Raw genomic sequence first — 26,581 nt, forward strand, 5'->3', positions numbered from 1 at the left:
CACGACGCCGCGTCTCCGGGCCACCACCCCCATGGCATTCGGCGCCAACGGGATCGCACGATTGGGGCCAAGGGGCCTGGCGTAACTCAGCAGCAGTGCGACCGCGTCGTGTGAGCGAACGCCCCAATCGCCCCGGCCGTAGTAAAAACAAGCCGGCCCACGGCGGCTGAACCGCCCTGGGGGCCGGCCGCACAATGCTCATCACGCGCCGCTGAAGGGGCGCAAATCGGCCCCGAGGCGGTAGAATCGGGATATCCCCTCCGATCGACCGGCACGGTTCGGCGCCAATCGCTACCCCCGAGCCAAATACTGATTACCATACAAGTTACGGCCCCCGGCACGATGGCCAGGCGCGCTACTCGTTTACCATCGTCTGAGAGACCGCTCCATCCGCCGCGGAGCCCCTGGGTGATTGCCGGGCGGCGCGTTGCGGACGCTGACTAACGGAACAGGCCCTTACAATTTTCCAATACCGCCGCGATCGGCCCGTCGGTCGAGCGAGCGGTTTGTAGGGACGCACAAATCGAGGCTTGAGAGATATGGCGAAAACCGGCGCCGTTTGGGGAATCGATATCGGCCAGAGCGCGCTCAAAGCGCTGCGCTGCCGCACGCACGAGAAGGAGTCGAACCGGCTCGTTGTCGAAGCGTTCGATTACATCGAGTACCCGAAGCTCCTGAGCCAACCCGACGCGGACCGCGAGGAGCTGATCCAAGAAGCGCTCGCGACGTTCGTCTCGCGCAACGAGCTGAAGGGCGACGAGATCGCGATGTCGGTCGCCGGCCAAACCGGGCTCGCGCGATTCATCAAGCTGCCGCCTGTCGAGGCGAAGAAGATCCCGGACATCGTCAAGTACGAGGCCCGGCAGCAGATCCCGTTCGCGCTCGAAGACGTGGTGTGGGACTACCAAGCGCTCAAGGGCGGCAGCCAAGACGAGGGCTTTGCGCTCGAGACCGAGGTCGGGCTGTTCGCGATGAAGCGCGACCAAGTCGCGCGCTCGATCGAGCCTTACACCAAGGCGGGCATCGGGATCGACACGATCCAGCTCGCCCCGCTGGCGGTTTACAACTGGCTCGCCTTCGACCGCCTGGGCAACCTCGAGGGCGCCGAGAGCTTCGACCCCGAGAACCCGCCGCCATCGACCGTGGTGCTCTCGATCGGCACCGACACGACCGACTTGGTGATCACCAACGGGTTCCGCGTTTGGCAACGCAACATCCCGATCGGCGGCAGCCACTTCACCAAGGCGCTCACCAAGGAGCTGAAGCTCACCTTCTCCAAGGCCGAGGAGCTCAAACGCAACGCCACCAAGAGCAAGGACCCCAAGGCGGTGTTCCAGGCGATGCGGCCGGTGTTCAGCGACCTGGTGGCCGAGGTGCAACGCTCGATCGGCTTCTTCACGAGCAACAACCGCGGCGCCGAGCTCAAGGAAGTCGTGGCCGTGGGCAACGCGATGAAGCTGCCCGGGCTGACCCGCTACCTGGTGCAGAACCTCGACATCCCCGTCGAGGCGATCGAAGACTTCCCGGCGTTGGCCGGCGGCAGCGTGACCGCGGTCCCCGAGTTCGAGCAGAACCGGCTCAGCTTCCCGGTGGCGTACGGCTTGTGTGTGCAGGGTCTGGGGCTCAGCCAGATCTCCACGAACTTGCTGCCCCAAGAGATTGTCACCCAACGGCTGATCCGGGCCAAGAAGCCGTGGGCCGTCGCCGCCGCCGCCCTGATGATGGGGGCGATGACCTTCAGCTACGCGCAGTACGTCTCTGCTTGGCGGACCGTTGATCTCGAAAACGATTGGAGTCAACAGATCAATACCGCCCAGGGCGTCGCCAGACAGGCGAACACACTGAGCGGGACCAACGAGACGCTCAAGACTCAGTTCGACGACATCAACAAGATCTCCGATAGTTTGTTGAGCAACATCGACGGCCGCCTGCTGTGGCTCGAACTGTTGCGAGCGCTCGACGCGGCGATCCCCCGCGACGAGCGCCCGGTGGAAGAACGCGAGGCGACCGCCGAGGACGTGACCCAACGCGAAGAGATCCTCATCACCTCGATGGATTGCGAGCGGTTTGAGGACCTTGGCGATTGGTTCAAGCAGGTGCAGAGCCAGTACGAAGACTCCAAACGCTCGCAACGCGAGTGGCAGGAATCGCTTCCCAAGCCCGAACCGGAAGCCCCTGCCGAGGGCGAGGAAGTCGCCGAAGACGAAACAGCCGCATTCCCCGAGGAAGAGTCGCTCGCCGGCGAAGCAGAGGCCGACTCCGGCCCGACAGGGCCGGGTTGGGTGATCCAGCTCGAGGGGCACCACTTCCACAACGACGGCGGGGTGAACGAGGGCGAGCAGTTCGTCATCCGCACGCTGCTCACCAAGCTCGAAGAAGGCGGCTTCATGCTGCCCGACGGGATCGACGGCGAGCTGGTCGAGGTCTCCTTCAAACAGTTCGGCATCTCGCACCCGGTGGTCGTGACCGAGAACAAGATCGTCACGGTCCAATACGACCCGAACGCCGTTTCTGAAGAAGACACCCAAGGCCGGGGGTCTTCGAGGTCGTCGCGTGGCGGCTTCCGCTCGCCCAGGGGTGGCAACCCGCGCGGCAACGATGAGCTTGAGCAGCCCGAAATCTGGACGCTCCGGCGCTACGATTTCATCGTGCAGTTCGCATGGGCCGACACGCCGCGTTACCAGCGGCTCAAGAACGCCGAAGAAGCCGCTCCGGATGCCGACGATCAATTCGCTGGCGTCAATCCCTGACCACCCCGACCTCACTGTTTAGATAACACCGCCTGACGCCCGCCGCAGCGGCGTCGGAACGACCGAGCCGGTAAGAGACCGCAACCAACCCCAACCGCACGACCACCCCGCGGGCCGCCGGGCGGCCCCACACGGAGACAGCGTTTCCATGGATCAAGTCCGCGTCATTCTTGGATGGATCAAGCAGCACCACTTCTGGCTGCTCTCGGTCGTCGTGCTCGGCGTCTGCGTGGCGAGCTGGTACACAGCCGCGGGCGCTCTCTCCACCGAGTTCAAGGCGAACCAGAACAAGATCAACAGCGAGTTCCAGTCGCTCAGCAGCCTCCGCAACAAGCCGTTCAAACCGAGTGATTCGGTCAACGCCCGCCAGGCCCAAGAGATCGTCAATCTCTCGAGCGAGGTGCGCACTCTCTGGTCGAGTCTTTACGAGAGTCAGAAGGAGCAGGTGCTCAACTGGCCCTCGACACTTGGCGACAGCTTTATCAACTCGGTGCAGGGTCTGGAGTTCGGCGACCGCATGCGTGAGGACATGCGTGAGCGTTACCTGAACTACATCCAGAAGCGCTTCCCGCAACTGGTCGAGATCATCGACGCACGGCTGATGGCCGCCGACGGGGGCGTTGGCCGACGCGGCGGCAGACCACTTTCCCCCGGGGGCGTTTCTCGTTTCGGCGAGGGCCGCGATGAAGAAGAAGTCGAAGAAGAATTCATCGTCGAATGGCTCGACCAGGAACTCCTGCGGGGCAAGCTCGAACTCAACAGCTCCCCCTCATCGTTGCGCATCTGGGTGACGCAAGAGGACCTATGGGTCTACGAGTCGCTGCTGACGGCGATCGCCAACACCAACAAAGCCGCCGGCGCCACCCGCCAATCCAACGCCGCGGTCCGTATCATCCAGGAGCTCCAGGTTGGGGCCGACGCCGCCGGTCAGAACGACTCGAGCGGCCGGCTCTACTCGCCGGATTCCAACGCGAGCGCCGCGGGCGCCTTTGGCGGTGGCGACAGTTTCCCCATGAGCCGCGACAGCGGCATCGGCAGTTTCACCCCGGGCGCCAGCCGCGACTTCGGCGGCCCCGCTGGGGGCGGCAACGCCGAAGGCGACGAGGCCGCCACCCTGCTCTCCGGCCGCTACCTCGACGACGAGGGCGAACCGATCACCAGCATCTCGGCCGGCAACTACGATTTCGGCAGCGAGTACAAGCGGCTGCCCGTTCGCATGTCGCTCGAGATGGACCAGACCTGGCTCAGCAAGCTGATTGTCGAGTTGGCCAACGCCCCCCTGCAGGTGGAAGTGGAGCAAGTCCGCATCAACCCCGGCGGCGGCAAGCGGCGTATCGGCGACAACGAGATCGGCGCCTTCGACCGGCAGCCGAACGTCGGCACGGTAATCCTCCAGGGCGCGGTTTATATCTTCAACAAACCGAGCGACGAAAAGCTTGAAGTCGAAGGGGTCGACGGCGCCGGCGTCTGACCCGCCGCTCCCGCACACCCCCAATCGCGCCCCCCGCGGGCGCCACACAAAGCCAATCGAACGTCACGAAGGCGATCCATTATGAAACACGGTGGTATCAAGAACCTGTTGCTCGCCCACGTCGAGAAGGCGTTGATCCTCGTCATCGCGCTCGTTGCGGGATGGCTCGCTTACTCTTCGCTGGGAGTCCCCTACGAGGAACGCAATCCGAGCGACTTGGGTGGCCAGGCGGAGCAAACCCGCACGTCGATCAACAATTTCAGTTGGCCAGACGCATTGCAAGACCGAGAGAACGTGCGGATCTTTGAGGGCATCGACGCGAAGGACGCGGCCGAGCCGATCGATGACGAGAAGTACAGGTCCGGCGGTCTCAACCGCCCGGTGGTCCCCCCCACCGTCGACCGCGAAGACCCGCCGCTGCTCGCCGCGCGCAAGCTCGAGGGCACGGCGATCACCGGCCTGATGGCTTTCGCCGACGAGGCGACCCGCCAGCGGCGTGAACTCGAAGAGCTGCGGCGGCAGCAACGCAGAGAGGCCGAGCGAGCAGAAGAGAGAAACCGCGACAACGAGCAGGACCTGTTCGACGCGGGCCGTGGCGAAGGCGATCGAGAAGACCCCAACCGCCGGCCCGCGCCGCGCCTGCGCGGCCAGAACCAGGGCGTTCCGGTCGAGGGATTCGAAAAGATCGAAACCGTCTCGTGTGCGGTCGTGCTCGCCCAGGCGCCCTCGCTCGACCAGTATCAAGCGTACAAGGAAACGCTGGAGAACGCCCGCGGATACAAAGAAGCCGATGACGTGCCCTCTTACGCCGGCTACGAGGTCGAGCGGGCCGAGTACCGCGCGGGAGCCCTTTCCAAATGGCAAAGGGTGCCGGTCACCGGCGGCTGGGGATCGGTCCGTCAGCCCTACGTCACGCCGCGGACCATCGAGGAGGCAACCAGTTCTTGGATCGAAGGCCAAGAGCCCTTGGTCGACGGGAATTATGAGGACTTTGCGTTGACCTTCCCGCTCCCCCCGTTGGTGGGGCGCGCCTGGGGCGCCGAGGTCGTGCACAGCGAGATCCCGCTCGCCTCGGAAACCGAGATGCTGGAAACGGTCGACGAACCTGAAGAGCCCACCGAGAACGAAAACGGGGGGATTTTCAGCCGGCCGAGTGAACGCGGCGCCCGAGGAGGAATCGACCGCCCGCTCGAAAGAGGAGGCCCCCGCATGTCACAACGTGGTGGTGGGCTGGGTGAGTTCAACGGTGGCGGAGAGAGAGGCGGCAGAAGCACGCGCCGTAGCCGGACTTCCTCCGAAGGTTTCTCGACGAGCATCCCCAATTTGATGGTCCGCTTCTTTGACTTCACGGTCGAGCCGGGCAAGCAATACCGCTACCGCATCCGGTTGATCCTCAACGATGTGAACCAAGGCGTCTCTAAGAAGTACCTCTCTCCACAGGTCCTTCAGCGTCTGGCGGGCCAGAAGCCTGGCGCGCATCAGGTTGTGTTTACCGAGTACAGCGAGCCCAGCCCGGTGATCTCCGTGCCGATGGCGGGCGACGCCTACGTGGTTAGCGCCAAGCTCCCCTCGTCCAAGCAAGTCAACGCCGAGCCGAGCGTCAACATGCTCGTGCAGAGCTTCTCGATCGACGAGGAAGGCAAGGCCTTCAAAGCCGAGCTCGAGGCCGAGTTCAACCGCGGTGACGTGATGAACATGACCGAAGACGCCGAGGTGCTCACGAGCGACGGCCGCTTCATCGTGAAGAAGGACTCGTTCCCCTTCCGAACCGGGTCGACCCTGATCGACGTCGACGGCGGGGAGGAGATCGTCCGCAACGTGATCGACGCCCCGGTCCGCGTGCTGCTGATGGATCCGGCGGGCAGGCTCTACTTGCGCGACGAGATGACCGACTCGCAAGAGGTCGAGAACCACCGCGCGATCTTCGATGGCGAAGAACAAGACGGCGGCCGCGACTTCGAGAGCATGGGACGCGACATGCGTGAGTTCTAGTGCGTATCGCACGGATGCGTAGCGTGTGTGGCGGTGTGATTCGACGTCGATATGGCGAAAGCAACGCTACGGCTAGCGGTAGTGCGATCTAAACGCAACGCGCACGTGCTAGCGGCGATCGCCGCGACAATGCGCCCGGAGGGTGATCCCCATCGGTTTCTTAAAACCTCGTGGGATTGATCTTGACGCCCTTGGCCCCTCCCCGTAATTAGCTATCCGCTCGTCGGCCCGACCCGACGGAGCCGCCCCGCGCGGCCCCGTCACGCCGACAGCACCGATGGCGAGACGTTGAAAGACGCCACGCCCTAAAACGGGACTGAGATAGTAATTACCGACGCCTCCCCACGAGGGATGGCGCCAGTCAGCGCGTCGCGTTCATGGATGAAGGCGACGCCGGCGGTCCGCACACGACCGAACCAACGCAACAAGGAGAGTTGAGTTGAACGCGACACGGAAGTTCATGACCTGCGGAGCACTGCTCTTCGCCGCCGCGTCGTGGGGTTTTGAGGGGGCCGCTCAGGCCCAATCAAACGCCCCCACGGCGAGCCTCGATCGCCAAGCGGTTGACTCGCTCCTCTCTCAGGCGCGTTTAGCGATGAGTGACGGCGACTTCGCCCGCGCGGACAAACTCATTAGCCAAACCGAGCGATCGGGGGTCAGCTATCCCTTGCTGCACATGGGCGACAAGCCCTCCAAGGCGCGACGCGACTTGGAGTTCGCCAAGCAGAACGCCCCGGCGGGATCGCAAGACCCGTTCCGGGACGCCAACTCCTTGGCCCGCGAGGGGGCGATCGCCGCTCCCGCCAAGCCGGCCGCGGCGCCGCTCAATGGCTACGCCGCCAGCGACGGCTACACCACCAAGAACGCCGGCGATCGCTACGGCGTCGCCCCGATGCCTCTGCCCCCCTCGACGGGAGCGTCACCGCTCGGCGTCGCCAAGCAGCCGAGCAGCGGCGGCGGCTCGAACGCCACGCCGACCCCCAAGGCCGCCGTTCAGGAGCTGATCGCCGAGGCACGCCGTGCGATGGAACGCGGCGACTTCCAGGCCGCCGAGATCCTCGCCGGCGAAGCCAGCACCAGGAACGTGCCCGAATCGTCGTTCGGCGAGCAAGAAGACAGCCCGGCCCGGTTGGCCTGGGACCTGCAGCGTCAGCGGTACCAAGTCGACGCGGGCGCCGTGACGGCGGCCGGCGGCTCGGTTCCGATGGGCGCCGGCGCCTCGCAGGCGATTTACTCGGCCGAGAACGGCGCCTCGAACGTCACGCTCACCGCCGGTCAGGCGACCCGCCTGCCGAGCCCGATGCTCGGCGCGCCCTCGCTGGACTCCCCGCGTCTCGCCGCGGCGCCGCAGAACCTGCTCCAACAAGGCGAGCAGGCGTTGCGTGACCGCAACATGAATCGCGCCCGGGAGTACTTCGTCGCCGCTCAGTCGCAGCGTGACGAACTCGACCCGCAGAGCCAGCAGCGGCTGGACGATCACCTGCGGATGCTCTCGCCCTCGGGCTTGGAGCAGGTGCCCGGCGTGCCGAGCAGTTCGCTCATCGACACGGCCGACCAGCGTCAGCAGGTGCTCAGCCGGCAGCTCTCCACGGCCGTGGGTCAGGCGCAAGTCGACGCCCGTGAGATCCGTGAGAGCGAGCCCCGTCGTTCGCTCGAGATGCTCCAGGCCGCCCGCAAGGAAGTCATGGAATCGGAGCTGAGCGCCGAGCACCGCGACCTGCTGGTCCGACGCATCGACCGATCGCTCGAAGAGACCAAGACCTACATCGAGAACAACCGCTCGGAGATCGAACTCGACGAGCAGAACGCCGCCGTGCTGGCCGAGATCGACCGCGAGCGGTCGGCCAAGGCGAAGGTGCGTGAGAAGATCGCCGAGCTGGTCAACGAGTTCAATGTGCTGCTCGACGAGCAGCGCTACGAGGAGGCCGAGGTCGTGGCCAAGCGGCTGTTCGACCTGGCGCCGACCGAGCCGATCGCCCAGCAGGTTTGGCAGAACGCCAAGTTCATCCGTCGCGAGATCATGAACCAAGACCTCCGCGACCGCCGCGACACCGGCAACTGGAACGCGTTTAACGACGTCGAAGAATCGGCCATCCCGAACGTGTTTGACAACCGAGAGATGGTTTTCAATGCAAAGACTTGGGGCGACGTAGAGAACCGCTCCAGCTTCTCCGAGCAGAACGAGCGCCGCTCGCCCCGCGAGTTGGAGATCCAGCAGCGTCTCAAGACCGAGGTGCAGCCGCGCTACACCGAGCGTCCGCTGAGTGAGGTGATGCAAAGCCTTTCGCAGATGGCGGGGGTGAACATCCACCTCGACCCGCGCGGCCTGAGCCAAGAGGGGATCTCGACCGACACGCCCGTGTCGCTGAACCTCAACACGCCGGTGACGCTCAAGAGCGCCCTGAACCTGCTACTCACGCCGCTGCACCTGGGCTACACGATCAAGGACGAGGTGCTGAAGATCACGAGCGAGACGCTGCGTGACGGCGACGTCAAGACGCAGACCTATTACGTGGCCGACCTGGTCGTGCCGATCCCGAACTTCGTGCCGAGCAACAACATCGGCCTGCAAGGGCTGATCAACGACGCTCTCGCGGTGACCGGCTACGGCGCCGGCGGCGTGGGGGCTCCCGGCCCGATCGCCCTGGCGAACAACCGCCAAGGCGGCGCCCCCGGAGCGGGCGGCGGCGTGGGCGGCCAGGACGTGCTGGCCCAGAACTTCAGCGGCGGCGGCTTCGGCGGCGGCGGGCAATCGACGCCCGTCAGCACCGGCCCCGGCGGGTTGGGCGGCGCCGCGGCGGCCGACTTCGACTCGCTCATCGACCTGATCGTCTCGACCGTGGCGACCGACACCTGGGCCGAAAACGGCGGCGGCGAGGCGGAGATCCGCCCCTTCCCCACGAACCTCAGCCTGGTGGTGAGCCAAACCCAAGCGGTCCACGAAGAGATCGCCGATCTCTTGCGTCAGCTACGCCGCCTGCAAGACCTGCAGGTGACGATCGAGGTCCGCTTCATCCGCCTGAGCGACAGCTTCTTCGAGCGGATCGGCATCGACTTCGACCTGAACATCAACGACGGGACCAGCAACCCCGACCTGACGCCCGGCGCCCAGTTCGAAACCCCTCGGGCTAGCGCCACCGTCGGCCTCGAGGCCCCGGTGCTGAACGACTTCCCCCGCTTCACGGCGGACCTGGATATCCCCTTCAGGCAGGGCAACTTCAACGTGGCGTTGCCCCAGTTTGGCGGCTTCGACCCAACCCAGGCGGCGACGTTCGGCTTCGCCATCCTGAGCGACATCGAGGCTTACTTCTTGATCAACGCGGCCCAAGGCGACTCGCGCACCAACGTGCTCAACGCCCCGAAGGTGACGTTGTTCAACGGCCAGCAGGCGTTCGTCAGCGACACCTCGCAATCGCCCTTCGTGATCAGTGTGATCCCGGTGGTCGGCGAGTTCGCGGCTGCCCAGCAGCCGGTGATCGTGGTTCTCTCGGAGGGCACGCTCATGTCGATCCAGGCGGTGGTGTCCGACGACCGGCGGTACGTCCGGCTCACGGTGGTGCCGTTCTTCAGCGAGATCGGCGACGTCGACACCTTCACGTTCGAGGGCTCCTCGTCCACGAGCGCGTCGAGCGCCAGCACGGAGGTCGACCAGGACGGCGACGGTGAAAACGAGAACGCCACCAACAACGCGAGCAACGACACGGTGATCGCTGGCACCACGGTGCAGCTGCCCACCTTCCAGTTCGTCTCGGTCACCACCACGGTGAGCGTGCCGGACGGCGGCACGGTGCTGCTGGGCGGCATCAAACGCCTGAGCGAGGGACGCCGCGAGTTCGGTGTGCCGTTGCTCTCGAAAGTGCCTTACATCAACCGCCTCTTCAAGAACGTCGGCATCGGTCGTGAGACCGACAGCCTGATGATGATGGTCACGCCGCGGATCATCATCCAAGAAGAGGAAGAAGAGCGTCTCGGCATCGCGGGAAATTGATCCCGCGATAAGCCGGCGTCTTGCTTGAGAATCCACGCCGCCGCTTCCCCGGGAAGCGGCGGCGTTTTTTTGCGCACCCTTCGCCCCTAGCCGGCGGGAGCAGCGGGCGGTTGAATGGGAGAAAATGATCTCACCGATACCCACGCCCCCCAGCACTACCGCCGATGCCACCGCGTCTCACATTGATAGCTGCTTCTCTGCTCGGCTCGCTGGGCATCGCGTTCGGCGCCTACGCGGCCCACGGCTTGACGGACACACTGGCCGCCCGGGGCTTCGAAGCCGAGGAGCTCGCCAAGCGTATCGCGAATTTTGAGACCGGCGTGCGCTACCAGATGCTCGCGGCTCTCTTCCTGTTGGCCCTCGGCCTGCGCTCACAGCGTGGCGGCTGGCCGCTGCGAGCGGCGGGCTGTGCTATCACCGTCGGCGCCCTGCTCTTTAGCACGCCGCTGTACGCTTTAGCGTTCGTGGGTGAAGGTTGGCGATGGCTCGGCGCCATCGTGCCGCTGGGAGGCCTGACGATGATTATCGCCTGGGGATTGATAGCGGCCGCCGCCTTCAATAATCCGGAGCCCTCGCAGGAAACGCACGCATGAAACCGCAAGAAGTACCGCCGCACGACCCAACCGATTCTCGCCTCGCCAAGCTCGAGGAAGAGGTCGCCCATCAACAGCGTTTGCTCGACGAGTTGAATGAGGTGATCACGGGCCTGCGAATGGAGGTCGATCGGCACGCCTTGAAGCAAACCCAAATCGAAACGGCGATACGTAACGTGTCGGATTCGCTCGAGGGAGCCGAGGGTCCCGTGGACGAGAAGCCTCCGCACTATTGAGAAGCGTTTGGCTGCGTTGTGATCCGTCGCCTTAGCGCCAAAGCCCACGCCGAATCCATGCTCTCTCGCACGGGCAGCCTTTCGCGCACGGCCAACATCACTCAACCGTCAATTGCAGCCCATCGAGACGGGTCGCCAATTCGCCCGCGCAGAACGACAGCATCAGCGACCCGCTGATCTCGCTCTGCGCCACTTCGAAAACGGCGTCGGACACCATGCAGAAACGACTGCAGGTTGCCTGCAGCGGACACTTGAGGGCCATCATATCGTAGGCGTGCGCCGCGGTCCGAATGCAGGGCGTTTGGTACGCGAACCCGATTTCGAACAGATTGGCGATCGAGCCAAGCACGCCGTTGAGCACGACGTTTCCGATCTCCTCCAGAATGGCCGACTGGTCGATACCGGGACCACTGTCTCGCTGCACCTGATTGCCGAAGATGCGGGCCAGTTCGGCGCCGCTCTGCTGAGAGAAGGCGAGCATCGCCCGACCATTGATCTCCCCAGCGAATTCCAACACGACCGCGGTGTCGTAAGGACCGCCGTCGCTGTCGAGTGCGTCACACAAGCCGCCGGGATTACATACCGAGAGGCTTGGCGTGTGAAGATGAACCCAGCGATCGATCATGTCGCTAAGCGAGCAGGCCGAACGCCCCACGCCGATGCTCACCGCCTCGGTGAGTGCGTCGATCTGGCTCGGGCTGAGACTCAAGACTCCACCGTTTGACGGTCCATGATTGCCTTGTCCACCGCCCCGACGATCTGTTTTCTGCTGAGCGGTTTGTTCAGCACGAGCGTCACGCCGATCTCCTTGCACCGCTGACGCGAGTGCTCCTGGATGTCGGCCGTGGCCACCAGCAAGGGTATGCGAGAATCCACCGCACGGATCTTTTCGGCCAAGGCAAACCCATCGAGCACCGGCATCAGCAGGTCGCTGATCACGCAGTCGAATTCTTGCTCTTGGAAGAGCGCGAAGCCTTGCTCGCCATCGCCGGCCTGCACGACCTCGTGACCGGCGGCGGTCAGCACGCCGATAATCACACGTCGGGTAAGCCGGGAATCGTCAACAACGAGAATGCGTGGCACGGCTGGTTCCTTGGTAACACTCGTTGGCGAGAGAGCACACGGCGGTGGGTCGTGTGCTCTGCCTCTGCGCCAAGAGAAAAGTAGCGTCACTAAAAAAGTAGCACGCAGGGCCGCACAGGAATGCTGTGGGAGCCAGGCAGGCGAGAAAGCGGATATCCACAAAGCCACGGTTTGCAGCCGCCCCCCCTCTTTTAGCAAACTACAGCGCCAAGACGCCGTAATTTAGCTGGGACAGACGCCCCTTAGAGACCCACGCGTAGAGAAGCTAGCGAGCGAATCGCTCAGCTGGCCGAAGCGCGGTGACCCGCCGTGGAGCCATCGCCCCGAAGCTTCACGCCCGCCTTGCGGTCGGATGCGTGCTGCCCACCCGGTTCGGCGGCGCCCTCTAGAGGCAGGGGCTCCTGCACCCGCGCCAGCAGAGCAAAGAAGCTCGGCACGACCACGGTGCGGACGAAGAACGTGTCGAGGACCACGCCGAGGGCGAGAGCGAACCCGAGTTCGGCCATGCCACGCAATGTGCCGGTGGCCATCGAGAAGAAGGTGCCGGCCATGATCACGCCACAGCTGGTGATGATGCCGCCCGTCGTGACAATCGCACGCCGCAGACCCCGCCTGGCGCCGAGTCGGGCCTGTTCTTCGAACACGCGGGTGGCCAGATAGATGTTGTAGTCCTGCCCCACCGCAATCAGGATCACGAACAGGAAGATCGGCACCTTCCAGTCGAGCCCACGGAACGTGTCGCCGTAGAGCCACTCGAAGAAGATCTCGGTCATGCCGAGCGTCGCCCAGTAGCTCAAGAGCACCGTGAGGATCATGTAAGCGCAGACAAACGGCTTACGCAGCAGGAAGATCAGAACCAAGTAGACGGCGATTACGGTGAGGATCTGGATCCGCCAGCGGTCGGAGTTCGTCACGACCTCCAGGTCACGCATGCCGGGCGTGGTGCCGACAAGCTCGAAGCGGGCGCCGTGCCACGGGTTGGGCTCGCCGTCGATCGTCTGCTCTTTGGCGAACTCCTTGAGCGAGGCGTGCAGCCCCGGCATCGCGTCGCGGGCCGCCTTGGAGAATGGATTGAGGTTGAGCAACACGCTCACCTGGGTCACCTTGCCGGCGTAAGGCTCGGTTTGCGAGACAAACGCCTCGGCCGTGATCGGGCTGCCCGCCGCCGTGAGGTCCTGCAGGCCGCCGCCGCCGAGGGTGCGGCGATGCCTCGGGTCGCCGCCCGTGGGTAGATAGACGCTGCGGACGTCGTCCACCGCCTCTTGATCCAGCAGCCGCGTGTGCAGCCTGGCAATCGTGTAACGGCCGTCGCTGCTGCCAAGATCAACTTCCGAGTCTTCGGGAAGTTCGGCGACAACGGTCATCGGCGCGATGACCCCCTGGCTGAAATACTCCCGGAGCTTCTCGGCGCCCACGACCGAGGTGCGGTCGGGCGCCAGATCGGCCATGAAGTCGTGAGTCACCCCCACCCGCAAGCCGATGAAGATGAACGGCGCCACGAGCCATGCGCTGAGCAGCAAGATCGTTGTGGGGCGGCGCATCACCTGGTCGCTGACCCAGGCCCAGAAGCCGTTCTCGGCGGGCGTTTCGCCCACATGTTCTGTCTCGAGCAGCTTCAGCCCGAAGGGCCAAAACACTTGCTTGCCGAACGCCCGCAGCAGAGCCGGCGCGAACGACATGCACGCCAGCAGGGCGAAAAACAAGCAGACCGCGATGATCGGCCCGCTGCTGACGAACTTGCCGTACTGAGCGAAGGCCATCGTTGAGAGGCCGAGGATCGTGGTGAACGCGCTGCCCGCCAACGCGCCGCTGACGTTGAGCAACGCCCGTCCGGGCGCCTCGCCCGGCTCGGCGCCCTCGACGAGCTCTTCCTTGAAGCGTGAGATCAGGAACAGGCAGAAGTCGGTGCCGGCGCCGAACAGGATGACCACCACGAAGATCTTGGTCGTCGTGAATATCTTGAAGTCCGACCAGGCGTAGTCGTCCGGCCCAAAATTGTCCGCCAGCAGGGCGACCACGTCGTTCGCCACCGACATCGAGACGGCGATCGTCGCAAGCGGCACGAGCACCAGCAGCGGCGCCCGGTAGATGGCAACCAGGCAAACGAGCACCAGCAGCACGGTGGTCCGCTCGGTGTTGGACAGGCTCTCCTCGATCGAGGAACGCATGTCGCCGCCGATCATCGCCGAGCCGGAGATGCTCACCTCCAGCCCGTCGGGCCTTTCACTCTCCATGCCGTCAACGACACCGTGCACGATCTCCAGCAATCGCACGTTGTCGACATCCATCAGGCCGTTGGTCAGACGCACCACGACCATCACCGCCTTGTTCTGCGGCGCGACAAGCATGCCGCCCACCACCTGGGTCTTCTCGTCCCACACATCGACCAGCGGCAACGTGTCCGTATTGGCCAGGGTTTTCGATAGCTTCAGACCGAAGGCGCGGTCCTCGGGTTGCAGTTCCCCGCCATTGCGTGAGAGCGCCAGCACCGCCTGGCTTTTGGCCTTCTCGTTGGGGAACGCCTCACGGAGCAGTTCCTGGCCCTGCAGGCTAGTGACTTCCTTCGGCAGGTAATCGAGGTCGCCATCTTTGGCGATCGAATCCCACGAGGGAGCCACGAGTTTCAACACGACCACCATCACCACCCAGGCGATCAGCACGAGCGCCCAGTGACGGTTGATCAGATTGGCTAGCCATTTCAGAGACATGGCGGGGCGGGAGGTCGCTGAGGGAACGGGCGGCGCAATGACGCGGCGATCCGCTCGGGGCCGTCCTTGATTCTTTGCGTGTGCCGGGGCCTGTAGGGGACAACCATCGTGGCTATCGGGCCGCTCGGCGAATGGGGTCGGGCGCCTAAACCTCGGAGCGCCAAAGGCTTAAGCGTATCGCCACCACGGCGTGCTGCCAAGAGACAACCCGTCAAAGCGGCCGTGCAGGAGGGGTTCAGTTCCATGAGTATCAGGCCTCGGCCGCGTCGAGTGGCAGCGCTAAACGGCGTCGGATCTCGTTCTGGACGTCGGGGATTGGTCGATCGCCGTCCACATCGAACACCAGCTCCTTACGCCGGAATAGATCGATCACAGGCTCCGTGTGGGTGTGGTAGTCGGCGATCCGCTTGCAAATCGTCTCCTCCACATCGTCCGCCCGCGACACCAACTCGCCGCCGCAGACGTCGCAGCGGTCGGGCTGTGCCGGGCGGTGGTGCATCAGGTTGTAATCGATGCCGCACGAGCCGCAGAGCCTCCGGGCTAGCACCCGCTGGATCACCACCTCGTCTGGCACGAGGATCCGGATCACGGCGTCGATGTCGTAGCTCTCGAGAAAGAACTCGGTCTGGGCCCGGTTGCGGGGAAAACCATCGAGCACGAAACCGTAGTTCCAGTCGTGCTCGTCCATGCGTTTTCGCACGACCTCGTCGACGATCTCGTCGGGGACCAGATGGCCGGCATCCATGATCCGCTTGATGCGGGCCGCCAGCTTGGTGTGGCGTTGGATGTTCGAGCGGAAGATGTCACCAACGCTGATGTGCGTCAGGTTGAACCGCTCGGCCAGCAGGTTGGCCTGCGTTCCCTTGCCGCAGCCCTGGACCCCGATGATGACGTACTTGTGCATCGCGGTATGGTAGCAACCCGGGGCGGCCCGGTCAGGCCGCTACCGCATGCTTCTGCGCGATCGGCCTCCCGCAACGCGACGCCAATCCTCACAAGCGTTTCATCCTCCCACGCCGCCGCGCCGGTCAAATGTCGCTGGGGCCCTCGTAGCCGCGGTGGGTCTGAACCGTGATCACGTTGCCGCAATCGTTCAGGTGGACCTCTTCCATGTAAGCGTGGATGAGCAGCATGCCGCGGCCGCCCAGGCGTTCGAGGCGGCTCTCTTCACGGCAGTCGGGCACGTCCTCTTCGTTGAACCCCTCCCCTTCGTCCTCGACCCGCAGCCAGAAACGCTCCGGAGAAGCCTTGCAAGAAACCCGCACCGTCTTCGAAGGATCCGCTTCGTTGCCGTGGCGGATGGCGTTCGTGAGCGACTCCTCGAGGGTCATCTGCACGCCAAAGTAGTCGCGGCCCTCCCAGCCGAGGTCGGCGATGCGTCGCAAAACCTCTTCGAGCACAGGCAGGTGGGCGCCCAGGGTGCTCGGGAATTCCGACTCGATGCTCCAGGTCCACTCTTCGCTCACCGGGCCGCCTCGGGTTGGGGTCGGGCGCCGAGCGGCAGCAGCCGGCTCTCGCCCCCTGGCTCAGAGCACCGCTAGCGCGTCGGCCTCGTCGTCTTTGATCTTGAAGAGCTTCGTGAGCTTCGTGATCGCGAACACCTCGTAGATCTCCGGTCGGATGTTCGTCAGGATCAGCTGAGCCTGCTGGTTCCGCGCCTTCTTCTCGAAACTGATCAGCTTGCCCAGGGCCGCACTAGAGAGAAATTCCACGCGGGCGAAATTCAGCACGATCTTCTTCAGACCGTCACGCTCGACCAGGTCGAACAGCTCCTGGCCCAATTCCTGGATCTCACCCTCGTGGATGATCTTCGAGTCGGTGAACGTGACCACGGTCACGTCTCCCGACGGATTCAAGTGCAGGCGTTTCGGCGAGCTCATGGCGGCGATTGGCGTGGGTGGGGAACTGGCTTCCGATCGGGAGCGGCGGCGCTCCTAATCTGCCGAGCTTATCCCCCCACACCTAGCTGTCAACCCAACCCTACCCCCACGGGTGCAATCGAGGCGAGGCGACTAGTCGGGCTTCTTCATCGCCAGGCTGTGGAAGAACAACACCGCCCCGACCGACATCAGGCACCAGCCGAGCCATGGCGGCGGCTGCAGCACCTTTTTCATACCGGTGGCCGACACCGCCGCGCCGCGCTGGAGACGCTCGGCGAGGAACTGTGTGGTATCCGACGTGAGCACGTAAGCGTCTACCGCACGGAACTGCAGCCCGACCAGAACCAATATGATGGCCAGGAAGAAGTACTGGTTTCGGTTCATCTCCATGGCGCCCTCCTGATGGCTAGATTCCCCGGCTAGGCAGGGACTTAGGGATTCCTCCTTCTTACCATCGGCGGGCAACAGCGTTGGGATCGAGACCTGCGTCGTGTCTGCCGGTTGTATCAATTCCTCCGTCCCCAACGGCCATCCCCCCGTGCCACAGCCGCCAAAATCAATAAAACGGGGGCGGGGCGGGAAATTCCCGCCCCGCCCCCGGCGGATTCATCAGCTGAAATTGAGCAGCGATCAGAAGAGCGAGTCTTCTTCGTCACCCAGTGCGAGCGCCAAGGCCGACTCGGTCAGCTCTTCGCCCTCGGACTCGTCGAACGTGGCGGCCGAGTCGTCTTCGTCTTCCTCGCCGTCGGCGTCGATCGACCACTCGAGCAAGGCCGAGTCGAGCAATTCGGCATCGGGAGTTGTTTCGACCGCCGCTCCGCCGCCCGCGAACGTCGAGGCCTGCGGGTCGTTGTGGTAGTAGACACCCGGGCCAAAGACCGCAGCGGCGACAACCGGCTCGTCGTCTGCGAATTCTTCGATCGGGCCCGAATCAACGACCGTGACTATCGGCTCGACCACAGGAGCCGAAACCGATTCGGCGGCCATCGGCTCCGGAGCGACGGCGTTCGCAGCGGCGAGCGCCGCAGCCGCCTGCTGGGCGTCGTAAACCTCCTTGGCGTCACGCCAGACCGTGAAGTCGGCGCCGTTGACCTCGCCGTCCAGGTTGCCGTCGGCCTGCAGTTGGGTAGCCGAGCCGTAGGTGCTAACCCACTCGTCGTAGTCGGCCCTGTCGACGGCGCCGTCGCCGTTGTAGTCGCCCCGGATCGGACCGGCGCTGCCCATGGTGCTCAGGTCGGTGTCGAAGTAGTAGTCCTCGACTTCACCGGCAGTAGCGCTGCCGGTGTAACTCAGGCCGAAGTTGCCCCAGCGGAAGCGAGCGGCGATCATCGCGTCGGCGGCCACCGATCCAACACCGCTCGGCGTGGCGAACACGTAGGTGTGGGTGCCGTTGAGCAGCGACATGTCGTCGGCGATCTGCTCGCCCGGATCATCCCAGTCGCCGTCGTTGTTGAAGTCGATCCACGCGTTGAGCGAAGAGCTGGCCGCCCCGGTCGCGGTGATCTGGATGTCGATCGTCGAATTGCGGACGACCGAATCACTGAGCAGGGTGACGCCGTCCTCGTCGTCCGTGCCGGCGATGTCGTCGGCCGTGGCGTCCGTTGACGTGAGCGTGCCGCTGTCCGTGTCGACCCCGCCTCCCAGGTAGATGCCGGGCACCACGGTGTGACGGGCGCCGTTATTGGCGGGCAGCGTGGGGTAGTTGTGGGTCGCGTCGACGAACAGGTCGCCGTAATCCTGCGTGCCCACGGCGCCGCCGCCGGTGGGAGCGTCGTCAACACCGAACAGGCCGACCGTCGTGGTCGTGCCGTCCTGTACCACCACCGTACGCGCCCCGATCGGAGAGCTTTGGATCAGCGTGGTCTCGCTGAGATTCAGCGCCACCTGGTACGTGTTGTTCTGGGTCGGGTTGAACGTGTAGTTGCCGTCGGCGTCGGTGATGGCGGTGAGCTTCAGGTCGTTGTAAAGACCGTCCGCATCGTCGGCGCCGTACAGTTGCACGGCCACGCCCGAACGCCCGAGCTCGCCCGGGTCCTGCAAGCCATCGCCGTCGATGTCGTAGAAGACCGTGCCCGTCAGACTTCCCGGCAGGCCGCCGGTCGGGCGGATCAAGAATCGGCCGCCGACCGTGGAGCCCGGCAGCACGGTCGACTCGAACATGCCGCTGCTGGGCGACTTGTAAGTGTAGTCGCCCGGCAGGGTGCTCTCGTCGATCCGGATCCGGGCGTTCGTGCTCGTGCCCGTGGGCGTGATCGAGAACACGTACTGGCCGTTCGCGTTCGTGGTGTCGCTCCGCTCACCGAAGTCGAACTGCCCGTTGTTGTTCGCGTCGTGGTAAACGCGGACGTTCGTGAACGGCGAATCGGTCGCCGCGTCGTAGGCCGAGTTGTTGTTGAAATCGAGGTTCACGTGGCCGCTGACCGTCACCACCTGGCTGGTGGCCAGCATGTAGTCCTCGACTTCGCCGGTGCTCGCGGCCCCGGTGTAACCCAGGCCGAAGTTGCCCCAACGGAAGCGAGCGGCCAAGTGCGAGGCCGAAATATTCACGCTGGAGGGCGTGGCGAACGAGACGCGGTTGGTCTCGCCCGAGACCAAGAACATGTCGTCGGCGATCCGTTCGCCCGGGTCGTCCCAGTCGCCGTCGTTGTTGAAGTCGATCCACGCGTTGAGCGACGCGCTCAGGCCGGTGGCCGTGATGTCAAACGTGACGGTCGAGTTCGGCAAGATGCGGGGGCTGACCAGCACCACGCCATCCTCGTCGTTGGCCCCGTTGAGGTTGTCGCCCGTGGCGTCGGTGCTCTGGATGCCATCGACCTCGGTGTCGACGCCCGAGCCCAAGAAAATGCCGGGCACCACCGTGTGGCGGGCGCCGTTGTTGGCCAGAGTTGTCGGGTATCGCTTGCCCGAGGCGGGATCGTAGATCAGGTCGCCGAAGTCCTGGGTCCGTTGGTCGAACAACCCGAAGGTCACGCCGTCGGTCGCCTCGCCGGCGTTGATCGTCACCGCGACCCCCGCCCCGTTGTCGGGCGTCGTCTGACGGTACTCGGCGCCGGAGAGATCGACACGCACCGTGTAGGTCGACCCGCCGGCCGGGTTCAACCGGAACTGGCCGTTGGCGTCGGTCATCGTCGACACCTCGCCGGCGTCGTAGCTCTGGTTGCCGTTCGCGTCGATGTAAACCCGGAAGCTGAGGCCGGGCGCGGTCTCGTTGCTGTCCTGCGTTTGGTTGTCGTTCACGTCCTCGTAAATCGAGCCGTCGATGATCGCCCCGACGCCCGAGTCCGGCTGCACGTAGAAGCTGGCCGAGATCGCGTCGCCTTGGTCGGTGAGCGTGGTCACGGCTCCGCTGAGCGGGGCGACGTAAGAGAACGACTCGCCTAGGGCCGACTCCACGTCGGCTTCGACCACGCGGATCGTCACGTCCTGCTCGCCGGGGATCGAGAGCGACAAGGTGTAGGCGCCGTTCTCGTCGGTGACGCCGGTCGACTCGCCCACGTCGAGCACGCCGTTCTCGTTGGCGTCGTAGTAAACCGTCACGCCCTCGAGCGCGGTATCGAAGCTGTTGGCGGCCCCGTTGCCGTCGAAGTCGCTGATCACCACGCCCGACACGTCGACCAACGTGGCGGCCGGGTCGATCTCGAGCAGGAAGTTGAGTTCCTTAACCACTGACGTGAAGCCCAGGCTGGCCGGGTCACCACCGAACAGTTGCGCGTCTCCTGAGAACACCGACACCGAGTACTGCTTCTGCAAGCTGTCGTACTCGAAACTGCTGAACCCACTCTCCAAGACATCCTGTGTAGATGCGTAAGAACGGGCGATGATGCGATCCTCGAGCGACGCATCCTGAGACGTGTCGATCGAGATCTCGTACTCGAGCGTCTTGCCAAAATCGCTGAACCACTCCCAGTAGGCGCCGGGCTGATCGACCGGATCGGGAGGCAAGGGCGTGGACTCGACGTCGAAGTAGTAGTTGCCGTCGGCCCCGGTCGTGAAGTACTGAACCTTGCCGGTCGGGGTCCGTGAAATGGCGTTGCCCGTCGCGTCGTACTCCACCTCGAACTGCGTGGCAGCCACCGTGACGTTCGACGCGAAGCTCTCTTGGCTGTAATCGAAGTTCTGATAGGTGATCGATTCGCCGTTCGTGGTCAGCAGCGAGACGTCCACCGCGGTGATCGAGGTCGGAAGGCCCGTCGTCTCTTGGATGAAGGTCTGCACCGAGCCGATCATGGCCGCCGAATCTTGGTTCATGTACGCGTCTCGGTCGACCACCGGGTACGCGAACTCTTCTCCCGTGTCGGGGAGGCGGCTCTGGTAGATGCCGCTGTCGTAGTGCACCGAATCGAACGCGTCGTCGAGCACCACGGTCTGCGTAATCGTGGTCCCGATGTCGGTCGTCACCAGGACTTCGCCGAGCTCGATGTGGCGCTCGAAGTTGAAGTTCTCGTCGTTGTCGACGCCGGCGCCAATCATCGCGAGGTGATCACTACCCTCGATCCCTTGCGCGTTGTCATCAACACCCACCTTGCCCTGGATGCGGGTTCCGGAGACCTCGGTGCCATGGATCTTCACCTGAAGATTGGACTCGAAAGTAACGGCGCCGTCGCCCCAGTTCTCGAAGACGAGCTGCCAGTTTGCGGCCTGCTCGGTGGCGAACAACTCCGCAAAGTGACGGTTGGTGGTGAAAGTCCAGAACTCACCGCCTGCCACGGGAGTAGCTCCGCCGAAATCGATGCCGCCAACTTGCTGGAAAGGCGATTGGCCCGTCGGATCATTCAGGAAACCTAGGCCTTCTCCTGTGACGATAAAATCGTCGATCACATCATCGCCGGGGATGGCCGCGCCTTCGTCCCCCTGCGGAGTCTGGAACACGAAGGGCGCGCCGCCGTCTCCGGGCTGCAAACGGTAAGGGCTCAGCACGCTTTGCGTGCCGTCCGGAGAGACCAGGGAGATATTCAGGTGCTCGATATCACCACTAGCGATTTGCAGCGTGACTTCAACCCACTCGACCGAAAGGAAATCGGTGGTGATGCTCGGATCGAACTCGAGCGGCAAACTGGGGAGCCCACGGCCGCTATTCAGATTGACATCGCCGTTGGGATTATAGAACGGCGCCCCCGTGATCACCGATCCGATCTCGTTGCCGTCGTTGTCCTCAATGATCTCAAACGCGTAAGGCTCGGAGAACTGATTGTAAAAACCCGTATTAATATTACCGCCGTTCAGACCGCCAGGGATGATCATCTGGATTTCGCCATCCGGGTCGAGATCGGCGAACGCCCGCGGCTGGACCCTAAAAACGGAGCCGTTCCCGCCGAGCACGCCTGAGGTGAGCGTCTTTGTGTCGTCGACGTACTGATCGAAAACATCCCACGCCAAAGCGAGTTCGACGGCAAGGTTGACGTCCAAAACGCCGTGCGCGTAGCCGGTCTCTTCGAGCTGCTGCCCGTAGCCGTAGCTCACCGTGAACCCGGCGCCGTTCTCAAAATTCAGCGGGACGCTGAGCTCATTCTCGGGGAACGTGAGAAAGAAGCCGCCCCCCGAGTCCACGTCGTCATCGAACAACCCCTGGAAGACAAAGAGCGGATCAACCGGGATCGTTACAGCGGACGAGCCCGAGGAGCTCAAGATCGTCGGGAAGATCGGCACTGGCGGGTCCCCTTCGCCTTCACCCGTCTGGATCGCAGAGATATCGATGTATGGGAAGACGTAGTAAGAGGTCCCCGGAACTCCCGCGTTTCCATCGGGGTCTATGAATTCGCCATCCTCATCAACCACGATGGTGGGCGACAGAACCGCCGGCAGATCGAAGTCGGGAATGTTGGCGAAGATCGCCTTGTAGGCGGGCAAGAACGGGTAATTGGTGTCGTCCCCATCGACGGGCAACGCCACATCACCTTCGGGCGTTGTGTACAAGTCGTCGACATCGCCCTCGAAGAACGGATCGAAACCTTCGAGGTTCGGCAGAACGGCGTCCTCGATGTCGGCTTCGCCGTCACCATCGAGGTCGATGTCGTAGTAGTGGTACAGCGGGATGTCGAAATCGGGGTCGACGAACGCCCGGAACGGGTTGGTGACCCAGGTCGTGCTGAATTGGTCGTTCTGACGCGCCGACATCAGCAAGATCTTCTCGACATCGCGGCGGCTGAGGTTCGGGTTCGCGTCGAGCATCAGCGCGATGGCGCCGGCCACCTGGGCGGCGGCGGCGGTCGTCGAACTGTAGTTCGACATGTAATCGGTATCGATGAAGTAGTCGTTGTCGTACTCGTCGTTCACGAACGGCAACACGTTGCTGCCATCCTCGCCCGGCAAGTCGGTCGTGACCAAACCGCTGCCTTGGCCGATCTCTCCCTCAACGTTGAGGGTCGATCGGGAGCCAACCGGCGCCACCAGCAGCACGTTCGAACCGGTCTCCCAGACCGGACTGATCGAGCCCGACTCGGGGTTCTCGTAGTCACCGCCGTGATCGACGCCGCCGACCGTGATGGTGTAGATCGAGTTGGCGAGCTGGTCGTATTGAGAGGACTCGAAGTTGCCGAGACTCTCAAACGCATCGACATAGTCCGGGCCGTTGTTGTCGCCGGAGCCAACGACATGGATCGATCCGAGGCTGCGGTACTCTCCCTCGTCGACAAAGCCGTCTCCGTCCACGTCGAGCCAGACCGATCGGCCCAGCCGCGCGGTCTCGCGGATCGCCTCGATGAGTTCGGGGTCCATGCGATCGGCAGACCCGTCAAAATTGCCCGAGACGTCTTCTATCAAGTAACCGTGGAGATAGATGTCCGTCATGTCTTGCGCGACGATCGCATCGATCACCTGGTCGCCGTCGGTGTCGAGCGGAATGCCAGCCAGATAGCGGTAGGCGTCGTTGGCGACCGTCACGTTGTCGGGCGACGTGAAGTCGAACGCCACCCCATCGAGTTGTCCGGGGATCATGCGGATCGGGATGATGTCTGCGCCGAAAGCTACGCCGACGCCGCCAATACCGTTGTTGCCGACCGCGGCCGCCAAGCCAGCCAGGGCCGTGCCGTTCACGTCGGTCGGGTCGGAGTAAGCCGGCGTGCCGCCAGCGAGCAGGTCGATCTGCAGGTCGGTGCGGATGTTCGCGGCTATGTCTTCGTGGCTGAGAGCAAAGCCACCCGAGATGATCGCGATCTGGATACCGGAGCCGTCGACCCCTTGGCCCCAAGCCCCGGTCACGTTGATGTCTTCCCCCGGGACCGCGAAGGTATCGAGGTAGACATCAGAGTCCGGCTGGAGCACCAGCTGACCGTCGGCGCGCAGGTGCCATTGGTCACTGAAGTAAGGATCGTTGGGAATGAAATCGGCGGCGAGCATCTGCCGCTCTTCGAGCCGCTCGACGTTGCGGCTCTTCGCACGCCGGCGCGGCGCCTTGCGAGCTTGTGTGGTCTTGCCGCCCAACAAGGGGCTGAAACGGCTGGCTCCCGAACGGCTCTTGCGGTTCTTGCTCACGGTCTTTTTCGATCCTTGGCTTCGCTGGTCGTCGTGCGGCGGCCTGTCAGGAAAGGTCACTGAGGACCTAAGGACTCGGCGCCGCGTGAACGGTTCTTCTGTTCCGGAATAGGGAGAGACTGGCGTGTCTTCAGCGGGTCGTCAGGCGGATCCGCAACACGGGTAGGTTCGCAGGTTCGTTGCTAGCACTGTTTTCCCTGTGCAACTCAAGCAGTCGATTGCCTAGGGAAACCGGTTGTCTCGCCGTGGCGAAACGTCTGGCGTACATGCCAATCAAGCCATCCCTGAGCAGACCTTTCCCAAGCCAAATCGCTAGGTACTGGGGAATCTTTTGGGTTGCTGGCCCGACGACGCCTCATAAGAGAGGCAAATTGGGCAGCTTCTTCGATCCTTGCAGATTAATTGGCGTCGTAAATCGCGTCAATGAAACGGATTCAGTCGACGCCCCGCTTTCTGTTGAGTTCTTACGCGGCAACGTGGGCTCCGCTTGGGGTGTCGCGTTACCTCATGCGTACGGCCCCCCGCGACGCTCCAGTAGTGAGCCCGATTCGGGGACAAGGCCTGTAACGAAAGGCCCAAAGCCGAGCTGAACGTCACGCAATCCCCCCATTTTCACATCGCGGATGCGAGCGGAATCGCTGCTTCCCCCTGGGTTCGCCGTTGCCGGCTAAAACTAGTCCCGAAAAGTTTGACGACTGTGACGAATCAACTGGTTCCCTGGGTCGTAGCGGTCCGATGAAGAGCCACGGAGATACAGGTCGTACCGCTTATGCACCCTGAAAAGTGCTGGGAGAACGACCGAGATTAACCTATTCGGGTTAACTCAGGGCGGCTGCTGCCTTGGATTCAGACCCTTTTCAGTACTGTCAGGCGGTCACGCCGCACCGAAGCGGGGGAACGGACATGAAAAAAGCGATCTCAATCGGCTTGTTCGCTTGGGGAACAGCCATGGCGTGTGGGGTCATGCTCAGCGCCCACAAAGCGCTCGCACAGCAGGGCTACGTGCCGCCCACCTTTTACGGCGCCCAAGTCGCCGGCGGCCCGATGGCTGCTGGCCCCATGAACAACGGGCAATGGACGAACGCCCACGGCGACTCGGTCACGCCAGCGAGCTTCAGCCAGGCATACGGCTGCGGAAGTGGTTGCGGCCCAATGGGTTGTGGTCCGATGGGCGGCGGCGGGCCGATGGGCGGCGGCATGATGGCCGCCATGATGGGGACACCTTCCGGCTACGACGCTGGCTACGGCGCCGTTGGCCCGAGCGAGCAGTGCGGCCCCCATTACTTCGATTTCTCTACCGAGTACCTGTTTTACACTCGCGATACCGATGCGTTTGGCGGCGACACGGTCCTCTCGACCTTTGGCTTCGCCAACAACCCGAACGATCAGGCGGAACTGGATCAGAACTCGGCGATCCGGTCGAGCGACATCGAGTCCAACGACATGAACGGCTGGCGGATCGTGGGACGGATTGATGTCGGCGCCCTCTCGGTGATGGAATTTGGCTACAGCGCGCTGTACAGCGATGAGAGCTCGGTGTTCAACGTGCCGGCGAACGATCCCAACCCAGGCGCCGGGCCCGGCAGGCAGCTGTTCAGCATTTTCAGCGCCTACGGCACGGCAAACCCGGGCGGCCCGACGCCTGCGACCGTGGACGACGTGTTCGCCCAGATCGACCAGGCTTCGATCCACCGCTACACGTTCGACCACGAATTGGAGTCGGTCGAGGCGAACTTCCGTCGCTACTGGGTCGGCCACAGCCCCAGAATCACAGGCACCTACCTGGCCGGCTTTCGCTACACGAGCCTCGACGAGGCGCTAGGCTTCTTCTCGCAGTCGAGCCAAGCGGGGCAAGGCTCGATCTCGATCGAGACGGAGGTTGAGAACCGGCTGGTCGGCGCCCAAGTGGGCGGCGACGGCTGGATCACCGTGTGGCAGGGCATCCGCGTTGGCGGCGAAGTGAAAGCGGGCATCTTCGGCAACAACTACGACGAGAAAACCAATATCTCGCCATCGACGACCGATTCCACCGCGGTTGGTTCGTCGCGGCGATCCGACAGCCTGGTGTCGTTCCTTGGCGAAGCGAAGCTCTCGGTCGTCGCCAACGTCACGCCGAGCATCTCGCTCAAGGGCGGGTACGAGATCCTGTACCTGAACAACGTCGCGTTGGCCGGCGACAACTTCCTGGGCGCCGAGCCTTACGGCGAGGTCCCTGGTGCACCGGCGGCCGCGCCGGTGTCCGACAATGGCGAAGCCCTGTACCACGGCTTCCACGCGGGTCTGGAATGCACCTACTGATCCGAACCATTTCGGCACTCAGAGCGTCATAACCAACGCCCCGACGGCGCCAGCCGTCGGGGCGTTTTTTCGTGGTTCCGCATAAAAAACGGCGTCTTGAGCGTTTCTCCCC

The 26,581-nt window shown here is 63.8% G+C and carries 15 protein-coding genes; 7 read left to right on the forward strand and 8 right to left on the reverse strand.

The features are described 5' to 3' along the window. Positions 1-539 precede the first annotated feature (539 nt). From pilM to Mal64_RS05350, 6 genes are all read left to right on the forward strand, one after another. Positions 540-2,750: a type IV pilus assembly protein PilM gene (gene pilM, locus Mal64_RS05325; protein ID WP_146397774.1), complete on the forward strand. Its 2,211-nt coding sequence runs from the start codon at positions 540-542 to the stop codon at positions 2,748-2,750. 148 nt (positions 2,751-2,898) lie between these two features. Next, positions 2,899-4,221 (forward strand): hypothetical protein, encoded by a 1,323-nt coding sequence (locus Mal64_RS05330; protein WP_146397776.1) that lies wholly within the window; start codon positions 2,899-2,901, stop codon positions 4,219-4,221. An 81-nt stretch (positions 4,222-4,302) separates the two neighbouring features. Next, a complete protein-coding gene (locus Mal64_RS05335) occupies positions 4,303-6,213 on the forward strand; it encodes a hypothetical protein (protein ID WP_146397778.1) in 1,911 nt (636 codons plus the stop codon). A 439-nt stretch (positions 6,214-6,652) separates the two neighbouring features. After that, the gene (locus Mal64_RS05340; RefSeq protein WP_146397780.1) at positions 6,653-10,201 is read left to right on the forward strand and encodes a general secretion pathway protein GspD; all 3,549 of its coding nucleotides are present in this window, start codon (positions 6,653-6,655) and stop codon (positions 10,199-10,201) included. 164 nt (positions 10,202-10,365) lie between these two features. Continuing rightward, positions 10,366-10,794: a DUF423 domain-containing protein gene (locus tag Mal64_RS05345; protein ID WP_146397782.1), complete on the forward strand. Its 429-nt coding sequence runs from the start codon at positions 10,366-10,368 to the stop codon at positions 10,792-10,794. After that, the gene (locus tag Mal64_RS05350) at positions 10,791-11,030 is read left to right on the forward strand and encodes a SlyX family protein (protein ID WP_146397784.1); all 240 of its coding nucleotides are present in this window, start codon (positions 10,791-10,793) and stop codon (positions 11,028-11,030) included. Before Mal64_RS05345 ends, Mal64_RS05350 begins: the two co-directional genes overlap by 4 nt. 97 nt (positions 11,031-11,127) lie before the next feature. On the opposite strand, the gene Mal64_RS05355 is transcribed toward Mal64_RS05350, so the two are convergent. The 8 genes from Mal64_RS05355 to Mal64_RS05390 all read right to left on the reverse strand — a co-directional run bounded on the left by Mal64_RS05355 (position 11,128) and on the right by Mal64_RS05390 (position 24,171). Further along, positions 11,128-11,739, reverse strand: coding sequence for a hypothetical protein (locus tag Mal64_RS05355; protein ID WP_146397786.1), 612 nt, complete (start codon positions 11,737-11,739; stop codon positions 11,128-11,130). Then, entirely contained in the window at positions 11,736-12,113 is a 378-nt protein-coding gene (locus tag Mal64_RS19680) for a response regulator (RefSeq protein ID WP_197525470.1), read from the reverse strand. Before Mal64_RS19680 ends, Mal64_RS05355 begins: the two co-directional genes overlap by 4 nt. A gap of 281 nt (positions 12,114-12,394) precedes the next feature. After that, positions 12,395-14,821, reverse strand: coding sequence for an MMPL family transporter (locus Mal64_RS05365; protein ID WP_146397790.1), 2,427 nt, complete (start codon positions 14,819-14,821; stop codon positions 12,395-12,397). A 250-nt stretch (positions 14,822-15,071) separates the two neighbouring features. Beyond that, a complete protein-coding gene (locus Mal64_RS05370; RefSeq protein WP_146397792.1) occupies positions 15,072-15,725 on the reverse strand; it encodes an adenylate kinase family protein in 654 nt (217 codons plus the stop codon). Between the two features lie 124 nt (positions 15,726-15,849). Continuing rightward, entirely contained in the window at positions 15,850-16,287 is a 438-nt protein-coding gene (locus Mal64_RS05375; protein WP_146397794.1) for an ATP-binding protein, read from the reverse strand. A gap of 60 nt (positions 16,288-16,347) precedes the next feature. After that, on the reverse strand, positions 16,348-16,701 hold the full coding sequence (locus Mal64_RS05380; protein ID WP_146397796.1) for an STAS domain-containing protein: 354 nt from the start codon (positions 16,699-16,701) through the stop codon (positions 16,348-16,350). Between the two features lie 132 nt (positions 16,702-16,833). Further along, the gene (locus Mal64_RS05385) at positions 16,834-17,091 is read right to left on the reverse strand and encodes a hypothetical protein (RefSeq protein WP_146397798.1); all 258 of its coding nucleotides are present in this window, start codon (positions 17,089-17,091) and stop codon (positions 16,834-16,836) included. Between the two features lie 240 nt (positions 17,092-17,331). After that, complete coding sequence (locus Mal64_RS05390; protein ID WP_146397800.1) at positions 17,332-24,171, reverse strand: GEVED domain-containing protein; 6,840 nt, start codon at positions 24,169-24,171, stop codon at positions 17,332-17,334. Positions 24,172-25,074: 903 nt separating this feature from the next. On the opposite strand from Mal64_RS05390, the gene Mal64_RS05395 reads away from it, so the two are divergent. After that, positions 25,075-26,469 carry a BBP7 family outer membrane beta-barrel protein gene (locus Mal64_RS05395; RefSeq protein ID WP_146397802.1) on the forward strand — a complete coding sequence of 465 codons (1,395 nt, stop codon included), beginning with the start codon at positions 25,075-25,077 and terminating at the stop codon, positions 26,467-26,469. The last annotated feature ends 112 nt before the right edge of the window (positions 26,470-26,581 follow it).

The sequence above is a fragment of the Pseudobythopirellula maris genome, assembly GCF_007859945.1.
GTDB classification, from domain to species: Bacteria; Planctomycetota; Planctomycetia; order Pirellulales; family Lacipirellulaceae; genus Pseudobythopirellula; species Pseudobythopirellula maris.

Bases quoted from the DNA above. Each gene is read 5' to 3' on its own strand.
- pilM (WP_146397774.1), top strand. From the start codon at position 540: ATGGCGAAAACCGGCGCCGTTTGGGGAATCGATATCGGCCAGAGCGCG.
- Mal64_RS05330 (WP_146397776.1), top strand. From the start codon at position 2,899: ATGGATCAAGTCCGCGTCATTCTTGGATGGATCAAGCAGCACCACTTC.
- Mal64_RS05335 (WP_146397778.1), top strand. From the start codon at position 4,303: ATGAAACACGGTGGTATCAAGAACCTGTTGCTCGCCCACGTCGAGAAG.
- Mal64_RS05345 (WP_146397782.1), top strand. From the start codon at position 10,366: ATGCCACCGCGTCTCACATTGATAGCTGCTTCTCTGCTCGGCTCGCTG.
- Mal64_RS05350 (WP_146397784.1), top strand. From the start codon at position 10,791: ATGAAACCGCAAGAAGTACCGCCGCACGACCCAACCGATTCTCGCCTC.
- Mal64_RS05365 (WP_146397790.1), bottom strand. From the start codon at position 14,821: ATGTCTCTGAAATGGCTAGCCAATCTGATCAACCGTCACTGGGCGCTC.
- Mal64_RS05370 (WP_146397792.1), bottom strand. From the start codon at position 15,725: ATGCACAAGTACGTCATCATCGGGGTCCAGGGCTGCGGCAAGGGAACG.
- Mal64_RS05380 (WP_146397796.1), bottom strand. From the start codon at position 16,701: ATGAGCTCGCCGAAACGCCTGCACTTGAATCCGTCGGGAGACGTGACC.
- Mal64_RS05385 (WP_146397798.1), bottom strand. From the start codon at position 17,091: ATGGAGATGAACCGAAACCAGTACTTCTTCCTGGCCATCATATTGGTT.
- Mal64_RS05395 (WP_146397802.1), top strand. From the start codon at position 25,075: ATGAAAAAAGCGATCTCAATCGGCTTGTTCGCTTGGGGAACAGCCATG.